Annotated in this window: 10 protein-coding genes; 1 reads left to right on the forward strand and 9 read right to left on the reverse strand. The window is 50.4% G+C overall.

Annotated features, from left to right (window positions below; all coding sequences use genetic code 11):
* Window positions 1-273: 273 nt before the first annotated feature.
* Window positions 274-690, reverse strand: coding sequence for a glycine zipper family protein (locus EKO24_RS04235; RefSeq protein ID WP_127030653.1), 417 nt, complete (start codon window positions 688-690; stop codon window positions 274-276).
* A gap of 164 nt (window positions 691-854) precedes the next feature.
* Between EKO24_RS04235 and EKO24_RS04240 the strand changes: the two genes are divergently transcribed.
* A complete protein-coding gene (locus tag EKO24_RS04240; protein ID WP_127030654.1) occupies window positions 855-1,355 on the forward strand; it encodes a transposase in 501 nt (166 codons plus the stop codon).
* A 159-nt stretch (window positions 1,356-1,514) separates the two neighbouring features.
* Here the strand turns inward: EKO24_RS04240 and EKO24_RS04245 are convergent, their stop codons facing one another.
* From EKO24_RS04245 to EKO24_RS04280, 8 genes are all read right to left on the reverse strand, one after another.
* Window positions 1,515-2,963 (reverse strand): hypothetical protein, encoded by a 1,449-nt coding sequence (locus EKO24_RS04245; RefSeq protein WP_127030655.1) that lies wholly within the window; start codon window positions 2,961-2,963, stop codon window positions 1,515-1,517.
* A 113-nt stretch (window positions 2,964-3,076) separates the two neighbouring features.
* A complete protein-coding gene (locus tag EKO24_RS04250; RefSeq protein ID WP_127030656.1) occupies window positions 3,077-3,304 on the reverse strand; it encodes an FAD assembly factor SdhE in 228 nt (75 codons plus the stop codon).
* The gene (locus EKO24_RS04255) at window positions 3,304-4,089 is read right to left on the reverse strand and encodes a succinate dehydrogenase iron-sulfur subunit (RefSeq protein WP_127030657.1); all 786 of its coding nucleotides are present in this window, start codon (window positions 4,087-4,089) and stop codon (window positions 3,304-3,306) included. Before EKO24_RS04255 ends, EKO24_RS04250 begins: the two co-directional genes overlap by 1 nt.
* The gene (gene sdhA / locus EKO24_RS04260) at window positions 4,089-5,873 is read right to left on the reverse strand and encodes a succinate dehydrogenase flavoprotein subunit (RefSeq protein ID WP_127030658.1); all 1,785 of its coding nucleotides are present in this window, start codon (window positions 5,871-5,873) and stop codon (window positions 4,089-4,091) included. The genes EKO24_RS04255 and sdhA overlap by 1 nt, the downstream gene beginning before the upstream one ends.
* A gap of 3 nt (window positions 5,874-5,876) precedes the next feature.
* Window positions 5,877-6,257 carry a succinate dehydrogenase, hydrophobic membrane anchor protein gene (sdhD, locus tag EKO24_RS04265; protein ID WP_127030659.1) on the reverse strand — a complete coding sequence of 127 codons (381 nt, stop codon included), beginning with the start codon at window positions 6,255-6,257 and terminating at the stop codon, window positions 5,877-5,879.
* On the reverse strand, window positions 6,247-6,636 hold the full coding sequence (gene sdhC / locus EKO24_RS04270) for a succinate dehydrogenase, cytochrome b556 subunit (RefSeq protein WP_127030660.1): 390 nt from the start codon (window positions 6,634-6,636) through the stop codon (window positions 6,247-6,249). The genes sdhD and sdhC overlap by 11 nt, the downstream gene beginning before the upstream one ends.
* Window positions 6,637-7,034: 398 nt before the next feature.
* Window positions 7,035-10,280, reverse strand: a complete 3,246-nt coding sequence (locus EKO24_RS04275) for an efflux RND transporter permease subunit (RefSeq protein ID WP_127030661.1) — start codon at window positions 10,278-10,280, stop codon at window positions 7,035-7,037.
* Window positions 10,280-11,359: an efflux RND transporter periplasmic adaptor subunit gene (locus tag EKO24_RS04280; RefSeq protein WP_127030662.1), complete on the reverse strand. Its 1,080-nt coding sequence runs from the start codon at window positions 11,357-11,359 to the stop codon at window positions 10,280-10,282. The genes EKO24_RS04275 and EKO24_RS04280 overlap by 1 nt, the downstream gene beginning before the upstream one ends.
* Window positions 11,360-11,746 lie beyond the last annotated feature (387 nt).

Genomic DNA, 11,746 nt, shown 5'->3' on the forward strand with positions numbered 1-11,746 from the left:
TGAGGTTATCGCCACGTTCATCACCGGCTTTATGCCCGGCAAAGACCTGCTCAATCCACAATATTAACCAGCGGTCAATGCGTAACTTCTAATTTTTTCTATAAGGCTTTCAGACATGTTACGAATCTCTATATTTACTTTAATACCGGCCAAAAAATTTGCTTGGAATTTATTGCAATAATTCAGGCTTAAACCCGGCATTTACCAGTTTATCGGTAATATAGGGTGCATGATGCGCCCCTATCCGGCTAACCGCCGAGAGAATTTAAACATTTAATCCCAGCCAACGGTCTGGTACCCGCGCTCCTGAAGACATCTGTTTACAAAATTCTCAAAAGCAGGACTGCGCGCTGGTTTGCCGAATATCCAATGCAGTAGTCCGGCGGTCGCGCCAGTAACCGCTCCGATCGCCGATCCGGAGCCCGCCGCACCGACTACCGCGCCTCCAACCGCGCCCGATGCAGCCCCGACGGCAGCACCGCCAACGGTATTAGCTGCTCCTTGTCCCACGCCGCTGCTGGCGGAATCCGCGCCTGCGGCCTCCGCGAGATTCATGCAAGTCTCGATATCCCGCTCCGCGACCATTGACCCGACGGAGTTGAGATACTGGTTTGGATAAAGAATTGGGCGTGTCGATGCACAGCCTTCCACTATCAGCGCAATGAGAAAAACCATAATAATCTTAAACATGAGAATCTCCTGTTTCAGAGGATAATTAGGGATGTGATTTGTGCTGAATGTAACCGGGATTAGGTCATGATGTTCATGTATAACTGAGCGGGTGAACTGCCGATACGCACCAGCTTGAGTGTTTATTGATACAATTATTGACAGCCCAATTAAAAAGAAGCGCCATGCCATCCCGACGCGTAGCTGCCGAGCTGAATACCGGAACTTACTATCTCACGCTAACCGTTCAACGTTGGTATTATCTGTTTGACCGTCATAACCGCTGGCAGATTATGTCCGATTCGCTTCATTATTGCCAAAACAATAAAGGACTGGAATTGAATGGTTATGTTTTTATGCTGAACCATATCCATCTGATAGTTACTTCGCAGGATGTGGCGGGATTTTTACGAGACTTCAAACGCTTCACTTCCGCTAAATTCAAGACCAATCTCGAAACCACGGAACCGAATGTTTTGAAGCTGTTTGTTGATGCGCAGGGAGGTTACCGGTTTTGGATGGAAACCAATGCTCCGAAGAAGATCGAAAACCCTGCTTTCTACCTGCAAAAGCTTAACTATATCCACGAAAATCCGGTGCGAAAAGGTTATGTAGCCCATGCTGAACATTGGCTTTGGTCATCGGCCAACCCGGCTTCGCCGCTTACGACCAAATTGCTTGGTTGACATGACGCACTACTTCTATGAACAGCGGTTCTGCCGGACGGGGCATGCTGCCCCGTCCGAAACGTTTTACAATTATTAATATAGCCACTTAGCTCTAATATCACAGAAACGTTAGGGACGGGGTTACAAACCCCGTCCCGCTTGGAGTTTATGCGCTTGTTAGATTTTTTCATTTCCAAATTTTTGCTCTATATTCATATCAATTCGAGTTGAGGTATTAAGTTGTAACTTGTTAATTTTTTGCTCCATCTCGTAAATTATATTAATAATTGATTCTTCATTAAATAAGTATTGATAAATCATTCGCATATAATAAGAAAATCCTTCAATAGCAAATTCTTTTTCACTATCACTTTTATAAGCTATATATTTTTGCTGCGCTTCGTAATTTACCGTAAAGCCAGATAATTCAAATTTATTGATAAGGTGAGAGGGATTATAAAGAGTTATTACAATGGCCTCTTGAAACATTATTTTCCTAATAGTTTCTAGTTTAAGAGGCCACCAAAACAAATGAGACATCCCAGGAAGGTGAGATGTATTTCCGTCTTCATCATAATACAGTGAATCTACTATTAATGAATTATCGGTACGTTCAGGAAGAAATAGCTCCATTGCATATTTTTCAACACCTACAATCTTATCAGACAAATCATAATTTAGATATTTTAATAAGTTATTTGAAAACTTTTTAGTCGTAACTTTATAAACACCTATTGCTAATCCTTCGCTTAAAATTTTAAATGTAAATTTTCCAGTTTTAACATGATCAAATAATGAATCCAGTCTCTCAATATTACTATGTGATTCAAAAGAAATCTTACTGTCGGGAATTACAGATAGTTTATCGAAAGATTTAGTTATCCTTTTAACTTGACGTTCAAAACGATCTTTTGCTTTTTGAGGAAATCCATTTAAAAAAGTCTCTTGCTGTTGCCGCACAACGCCATTACTTAAGTCACTTTTTTCTATTTTTTCTTTGCAGATACCAGGGCCAGAGAAAATTAAACTAATTTTAAGTGTTTCACCAACTGGAGTATCGGTTTTTATTTCACCAACTCCTGCGACAGAAAAATTTTCTAGATCTATTAAACTTATATCACCTAATCGTAGGATATTTGTTGTTCCGTGATATAAAATAAAATATCCATGAAGAATTCGTATATTTTTTACAAACTCTAATTCACCAATACCTCCAAAACCTGGAGGAAAATGAAAAATCTCATCTTGTGATAAATGTTCTGTTAAATACTGTCTATCCCTTTGATAAAAAAACCAAGCAAAAGCATCTCCAATTCCTTTCCCAATAGAAATAGCTTGATTTATAGTCTTTTGGTATTTTGATAGCGACCCCATACGGTTTCTAAACCAATTCTGATTTAGCTTTTCTTTTCTAGAAATGAGACTTTTCTTTTGTTGTTCAATTTCCCTATAGAGTCTTCCCAAATTAAATAGGCTCTCTGCTAATCGGGGTTGGAAATCTACAAGACAACTTAGATTATCTTTACTTACTTTACCCGTTTTTATCTCACACAAATATAACCAACATTTTTCAAATGCAAGATTAGCTTTATCAAGTTCATTTTTAACTAACTCTTTCGACACCATAAAAATTTAACTAGTTATTATCTGGCACTGGATCACATACAAATTAAGCAAGTTATCCAACTTTATTTTTTCCTTATTCAACTTAAGTTCAGCGAACCGGCTCGAACTCTTACTCAGCTAAATCTGATTTTCTCCACCAAAAAACCCATTTCCCCGGCATCCCTGTCGCCCAATAAAACACCAGCCAATTCATCATCCTCAATCCCCAGCAACGCTTCAAACAACGCTCGCTCCGACCCGTCCGCCTTGGAATACTCCATCTCCAAATACCGGTTCAACAGAAAATCCAGCTCCTTAGTCCCTCGCCGGCATTGCCACTTTAACCTTGCCAGTTCGTTCATCAGCCCAGCTTTCTCTGCACCAACAGCTTCTTCGTTTCGGCAATCGCCTTGGCCGGATTCAGGTTCTTGGGACAAGTATCGGTGCAATTCATGATCGTATGGCAACGGTACAATTTGAACGGGTCTTCCAGCTCGTCCAGCCGTTCGCCGGTGTTTTCGTCGCGGCTGTCGACCAGCCAGCGGTAGGCTTGCAGCAGCACCGCAGGGCCTAAGTAACGCTCGCTGTTCCACCAATAGCTGGGGCAACTGGTCGAGCAACAGGCGCACAGGATGCAATCGTATAAACCATCCAGTTTTTCGCGATCTTCCTTGCTTTGCAGGCGCTCGGAGTCGGCCGGCGGCGGGGTTTGGGTTTCTATCCACGGTTTGATCGACGCGTATTGGGCGAAAAAATGGGTCGTATCCGGCACCAAATCTTTAATGACATCCATATGCGGCAATGGGAAGATTTTGATCGTACCGGATAAAGAGTCGATGGCTTTGGTGCAAGCCAGGGTGTTCCTGCCGTTGATGTTCATCGCGCAGGAGCCGCAGACGCCTTCGCGGCAGGAACGCCGGAACGTCAACGTGCTGTCGATTTCGTTCTTGATTTTCAGAATCGCGTCCAGCACCATCGGGCCGCAATTGTCCATGTCCAGCTCGAACGCATCGATGCGCGGGTTTTCTCCCGACTCCGGGTCCCAACGATAGACTTCAAAGCGGCGGATATTGGTGGCTCCGGCAGACGCTTTGAAGGTTTTGCCTTCGATAAGTCTCGAGTTTTTCGGCAGGATAAATTCAGCCATCAGTACACCCTCTCTTTCGGTGGAATTACGTCGACATCATCGGTTAACGTGTACATATGCACCGGCCTATAATCGATTTTAACTTGGTCGCCGTCCAGCCATGTCAACGTATGTTTCAACCAATTTGCGTCGTCGCGATTCGGGTAATCTTCGCGGGCGTGACCGCCGCGGCTTTCGGTGCGGTTGCCTGCCGCGTTGATCGCTACGGCGGCTTGGCTTAAAAGATTATCCAGTTCCAGTGTCTCAACCAGGTCGGTATTCCAGATCAGCGATTTATCGCTTAATTTGACGTCGGCGAATGTTTTTCTAACATCGGCCATTTGCCGGATGCCTTCGGCCAACGTCGAGCCGGTCCTGAATACCGCCGCTTTGGCTTGCATGACTTTTTGCATGTCCAGCCTAATATCGGCAGTGCTGCGACTGCCGTTCGCACGGCGAATTTTGTCGAAACGGGCGATGGCTTGATCGCAGGCATCGCTGGCCAACGGTTTTTGCCTTGATCCGGGTTTGATCAGTTCGGCGCAGCGGATCGCGGCGGAGCGGCCGAACACGACCAGATCGAGCAACGAGTTTGAGCCCAATCGGTTGGCGCCATGCACGGAAACGCAGGCCGCTTCGCCGATTGCCATCAGCCCAGGCACGACCGCGTCGGGATCGCCGTCTTTCAACGTCACGACTTCGGCTTTGTAATTGGTCGGGATACCGCCCATGTTGTAATGCACGGTCGGCAGCACCGGGATCGGCTCCTTGGTTACGTCGACATTCGCAAAAATCTTCGAGGTTTCGGATATGCCCGGCAAGCGCTCGTGAATGATGGCCGGATCGAGATGTTCGATATGCAGGTAAATATGATCTTTCAGCGGCCCGACGCCTCGGCCTTCGTGAATTTCAATCGTCATCGCGCGGCTGACCACATCGCGCGACGCCAAATCCTTCGCCGACGGCGCATAACGTTCCATAAAGCGTTCGCCTTCGGAGTTGGTCAAATAACCGCCCTCGCCCCTAACGCCTTCGGTGATCAGGCAGCCCGCGCCGTAAATGCCGGTCGGGTGGAACTGGATAAACTCCATGTCCTGCAACGGCAAGCCTGCCCGTAACGCCATCGCGTTGCCATCGCCGGTCACGGTATGCGCGGAGGTACAGGAAAAAAACGTGCGCCCGTAACCGCCGGTCGCCAATACGGTCATTTGCGACTTGAACAAATGCAGCGAGCCGTCATCCAGGCGCCAAGCCAGTACGCCGCGGCATTCGCCGTCTTGCATAATCAAGTCCAGCACGATGTACTCAACGAAGAATTCGGCTTTATGTTTTAACGACTGCTGGTACAAGGTATGCAAAATCGCATGGCCGGTTTTATCGGCCGCGGCGCAAGTGCGTTGCGCGATGCCCGAACCGAAATGCGTGGTCATGCCGCCGAATGCGCGCTGGTAGATTTTGCCGTCGGCGGTGCGCGAGAACGGCACGCCGTAATGCTCCAGCTCGATCACGGCCGGAATCGCTTCGCGGCACATGTATTCAATCGCGTCCTGGTCGCCGAGCCAGTCGGAACCTTTGACGGTGTCGTACATATGGAAGCGCCAGTCGTCCTCGCCCATATTGCCCAGCGCGGCGCTGATGCCGCCTTGCGCGGCGACGGTATGGCTGCGGGTCGGGAACACTTTGGTGATGCAGGCGGTTTTCAGGCCTTTTTCAGCCATTCCCAACGTCGCCCTTAACCCCGCTCCACCGGCGCCGACTACGACTACATCGTAAGCATGTTCAATAATTTTATAGTCTGCTGCCATGAATCACCCTATCGATACGATGCGAAACACGGCCAATAACGCCGCAATCGCCATAAACAAGAAAGTCAGATTGGCCGTCCAGATTGAGATAATCTTGAGGCCTTCGGCGGCGACATAATCCTCAATGACCACCTGCAAGCCCAATGCAGCGTGGTAGAAGACAGCGATAACCCACGCAACGATACAAACGGTATTTACAGGCGACGCCAGCCAATCAACTGTCTGTTGATAAGGCGCCGTCAAGCTCAAGCCCAGAAATTTGATCAGCCAAAACGACAACGGAATCAGCGCCACGGCGGTGACGCGCTGCATCCACCAGTGTCCGGTCCCACTCTTTGCGGAACCCAAACCCTTGGCCCTGGCTAACGGTGTTCTATAGTCCATATTGCCCCCATACAAAAGTCATCAACGTCAACACTAACGAGGCTGCCAATTCAATCAACGCATAACGGTTTAGCGTATCGCGCTCAAAGCTGCTTCCTGCGTCCCAAATCAAGTGGCGGACGCCGTGGCACAAATGGAAAAACAGCGCATAAATAAAGCCCCAGCCTATTAATTTGATCAGCCAGTGATTTATGAACGTCTGCATTGTATCGTAGGCAACGCCTCCATCCGCGAGCGCGGAAACGACATAAACGAACAGGATCAAGCCGGCTGAGAGCATAACGCCGGTCATACGGTGGGTGATGGAAATAATGCCTGTTAAAGGCAATCGGTAGACTTGCAGGTGTGGGGATGTGGGTCTATTAGTATTTATCGCCATAATATTATCCGGTTGTTGTGCCTGCCCAATGATCGTCCAAATCAAAATCCGATGCAATAACGGTAACTCGGGGAAACTCCCGCTCTTGTTTTAGCCTTTTGCCAGTTCCGGCATGTTTAACGCACCAAACGACAGGGCTACCTGCATCGGACGATTGATGTTGTACCACATATTGCAAATGCCCGCTAAGGTAAAACCGGGATTTATAAACAACTGATGTAACGCATTGCCCGCGAAAACCGTGAAATGACAGTTTAAACGGACGTAACGGATGAGATGACAGAGCGCGATGCCAAGGCGCGCACGGCGCGCCCTACGGGATGCCGCTATTTAACGCAGGGAACAGTATGAACAAAAAACATAAACTTCGTACATTTCGTGTCTTCGTAGTGAAAAAATCACTTTTCTTGATTAATCAAAAAATAAACCACCGGAATCACCAGCAACGAAAACAAAGTCGAAGCAAAAATCCCGAAGATAAAGCTCCAAGCCAGCCCTGAAAAAATCGGGTCCAGGATAATCACAAACGCGCCGAACATCGCCGCCCCGGCAGTCAAAAATATCGGCCGCAAACGAATCGCACCGGCTTCAATCAACGCTTCCGAAAGCGTAACTCCGGCCCGTTCGCGGATGCGCTCGATAAAATCGATCAGGATAATCGAGTTGCGCACGACGATACCGGCCAGCGCAATCATGCCGATCATCGCGGTAGCGGTGAAATAAATCGGGTTCGAGTAACCGGCAATCGGCGTCGCGAATAAATTAAGCACCCAAAAGCCCGGCATGATGCCGATCACAGTCAACGGAATCGCGATCATCATCACCAGCGGCACGCTCAGTGAGCCGGTTTGCCCAACCAGCAGCACGTAGATCATCACCAACGCGGCAGCGAAAGCTAAACCAAGATCGCGAAACACATCGACAGTGATTTTCCATTCGCCCTCGCCTGCCAATTCGGCCTTGTAGCCTTCCGGCAACGGGCGTTCGTCCAGCACGTCATTCAAGTCGAAAACCGCTTCGACCGGACTACGTCCTGCCATGCCGGCAATCACATAATTAACCCGTTGCAGGTTCTTATGAAAAATCGGCTGGTCTTCGGTTTCAACGCTGGCTGTGCCGATTTCGCTTAACGGTATCAAATCGCCCTGCCCGCTTTTAACGCGCAACGCCAATAAATCGGCGACCGACGAACGTAGCGAGCGAGGCAGTTGCAACGTGATTTCCAGCGGTTGGCGTTCGCTGTCTATATGCACAATGCCGGCCGTCTGGCCGGCAACGGCGATACGCAACGTTTCGGCAACCTGGGCAACGCTGACGCCGGACAAAGCCGCTTTTTCCCGGTTCAAATGAAAATGCACTTTATCGTGTTGCGCTTCGGAATAATCATCGACATCGACCACGCCTTCGATCTTTTCCATGTCGGCCCTGATGCGTTTGGAAACCGCGACCAAATTGCCGATGCTCGCTTCCGGCGGCCCGTAGACTTCGGCGACCAAATCCGACAGCACCGGCGGCCCAGGCGGGATTTCGGTAATTTTCAAATTGGCGCCGTATTGCTTGCCGAGCCGTTCTATTTCGGGCCGCATGCGTAGCGCAATTTCGTGCGATTGCTGCTCGCGCCGGTCTTTGGGCAATAAATTAATCCTGACTTCGCCGACATGGCCGCCGCTACGCAAATAATAATGACGAACCATGCCGTTGAAATCCATCGGCGCGGCCAAGCCGGTATAAGTTTGATAATCGGTGACTTCGTTGATGGTCGCCAGATAATTGCCCAAAGCTCTAGCAACTTCGTCGGTTTGTTCCAGCGTCGAACCGCGCGGCATGTCGATGATGACTTGCAGCTCGTTCTTGTTATCGAACGGCAATAATTTCAGCGGCACGGCGCGGGTAATCGCCAACATCGTCGAAGCCACGAAGGCGACTAGCACAATCAGCAGGAATAATTTCGCGCGTCCGGCAGTTTCAAGCAGAGGGCCAAGTGTTGCCCGATAAGTCCGGTAGATAAATGTCTGTTTAAGCTCCAGCGGCGCTTCTTCTTTGTGATTGTGATATTCGCTTTGCAGCAACTTATAGCTCGCCCACGGCGTGACGGTGAATGCGACGATCAGCGACACGATCATCGCTATCGGCACGTTGAACGCCATCGGCGCCATATACGGCCCCATCATGCCGGTGATGAAAAACATCGGCAGGAACGACACGATGACTGTGAAAGTCGCCAGGATCGTCGGCGGCCTGACTTCGTCGACCGCCGTCAACAATGCTTGCAGCGGCGATTCCTTGCGCATCTGGTAATGCCGGTGAATGTTTTCGACATCGACGATAGGGTCGTCGACCAGCAAGCCCAACGACAAAATCAACGCAAACAGCGTAACGCGGTTGATCGTATAACCGGAGATATAATCCAGCAACAAGGTCAGCGCCAACGTCATCGGCACCGCAATCGACACGATAAACGACTCTTTCAGCCCCAGCGAGAAAGCCAGTAACACGACGATAATCACAATCGCGAAGCTCAAATGCTTAACCAGTTCGTTGACCTTGTGGTTCGCGGTTTCGCCGTAGTCGCGGCTGATACTGACCAAAACGTCTTCAGGAACCAACGTGCCGTGCAATTTTTCTGCGGTCGCGATAACGGCTTCGGCAACGTTAACCGCATTGCTGCCTTTGCGTTTGGCGACCGCAATCGTAACCATCTGCCGCTCTTGTCCGGCTTGCGGCTGATTGCCGGCCGCTTGGCCTATCGTCGGCAAAGCATCGACGGCCGGGCCGAAACCGATGCGGGTATAATGATCGACATCGGCCGGGCCGTCTTCGATGCGCGCCACGTCTCGCAAGTAAACCGGGCGTCCGGCAACGCTTTTAATGACAGTCGCGCCGACTTCCGCCGGCGACTCGAAATGCGGCCCGGCTTCGAGCAGGATTTCGCGGTTGCCGCGCTCGATGTTGCCGGCTTGCAAATTCACGTTCGCATTAGCCAGCGCCTGGGTAATTTCCAGCAATGTCGTGCCATGCGCGGCCATTGCGGCGGGGTTTGCATAAATCGAAACACGCCGCTGTTCGCCGCCGACAACCCAACTTTTACCGACGTCGCCGACGCTTCTGAGCGAAATAATCAGCTCGTCGGCAATGCGGCGCAAGGCCATCGAATCGTAGCTATCGTTCTGCGCCGACAGAGTCATTAACACGATAGGCACGTTATCGATCTCGACCGGCGACACTTTCCAGTGCGTAACGCCCGGCGGAATCAGGTTCTGGTTCGACATCAGCCTGTCCCAGGTCTTGACCAGGCTGTCCTCGAAAGACTGGCCGACCAGATAACGCACGGTCACGACCGCCGCGCCGGGCCTGGAGATCGAATACACATATTCGACGCCTTCGATTTGCTTCAGCAAAACCTCCAGCGGCGTCGCGACCAATTTCTCGACTTCTTCGCTGGACGCGCCCGGAAACTCGACCAGCACGTCCATGACCGGCACGACAATCTGCGGATCTTCTTCGCGCGGCGTCAGCACCAGCGCCGCGGCTCCGGCCAACAGCGAAATAATCAGGAATAGTATCGATAATTGCGAGGTCGTGAATATTTCGACAATCCTGGTCGTCAACCCGCGTTTGGGGGCTTCGTTTGACAAGCTGTCCATTATTGCGCCTGCTCTGGCTGGGCAATCACGGTTTCGCCTTCATGAAGGCCGGAAATGACTTCAACTTGATCGCCGAACGTTTTGCCGGTCCTGATATGGCGCATCGATTGCCGGCCATCAGTTACTACTTTGACGACTTCCAACTGACCGATATGTTGCACGGCGCTGGTTGGGATCAATAAAGCTTCATGCTGGTCGCAAGCTTGTTCCAACCAGCCGAAATGGCCCGGCTGCAAGCCAGTCATTACAGGCAATGCGATTTTAATCAGTTGGGTGCGGGTTTGCGGATCGACTTCGGGGCTGATCTCGTCAATTTGCGCGTCGGCAGTTTGTCCCAAGGTATCAATGCGCACGTTGACATTCATGCCTATGCTGTAACGCCCGGCACAGCTGCTCGGCACGTCGGCTTCAAGCCTTAATCCTTGCGGCGTTTGCAAAGTCACGATCGGCACGCCGGGCAAGCCCATGTCGCCGGGTTCTTTAAGACGCTTAACCACGGTGCCGTCAAAAGGCGCGACCAGCAGCATATCGGCCAGATGAGTCCTGATTTCGGCGACTGCGCTGTTTGCCTGGCTTACGGCGGCTTGCGCCTCTTTTGCGCCGGCGACGGCGGCATCAAAACTTTCACGGGTTGCCGCTTCTTTGCCGTACAAGCCGCGGGTGCGTTGTTCGTCGGCCTGGGCCCGGTTTGCCTGGGCATTGGCGCCGGCAAGCGCGGCCAGCGCTGCATTTTCCTGGGCCTTGACGTCGCGCTCATCGAGCCGGGCGATTACGTCGCCTTTCTTAACTTGGTCGCCCGTATGGACCTTGATCTCGATAATCCGGGCTGTGGTTTTGGGAGCGATATTCGCAACGGTTCTCGACTTTACCGTGCCAGGCCAAGCCAGAATATCGTCAACCTGTTTTTTTTCGACAACGGCCGTGCCGCTTGTCGTTGAATTTTTAGCTAATGGGCTCGTTCCGGGCTCGACTTTGCTGACGAAACTGCCCTGCATGTAGAGCAGTAACAGGATCAAGGCTAAAACGGCTGCGGATATAGCCAGAATTTTATTGTTATTTTTGGATTCGGTTACTGACATAAGATTCTCTTTATCTTAGATAAATCATTTGCTCCACGAAAAGCACTAAAACTATCGTTCCCACGCTCCGGCGTTTCCGGCCTGCATCTGTCGTAAACATGCACATCAGACCTTCCAGGTTTTTACTGGAGCCGCTCCCGGCAGCTCCGGCACTTCAGACCTCCATGAATGGAGGAAATGCCGAGGACTGCCGGGAGCAGTCTCGGCCGCCATCCATGGCAGTCGGTCGCATCGGTTCCGTACCGATTGCGACACTCCCTCCATGGCAGTCGTAAAACCTGGAAGGTCTACATTTCACGTTAAGCCCCACGATTGGGCAATCGTGTTGATTTTAAACAAAAAATTGCCAAGCTCAGCAAAAAATGTTATTAGTTTAGCGAAGTAGAC

It is taken from the genome of Candidatus Methylobacter oryzae (assembly GCF_003994235.2).
Lineage (GTDB): Bacteria > Pseudomonadota > Gammaproteobacteria > Methylococcales > Methylomonadaceae > Methylobacter_A > Methylobacter_A oryzae.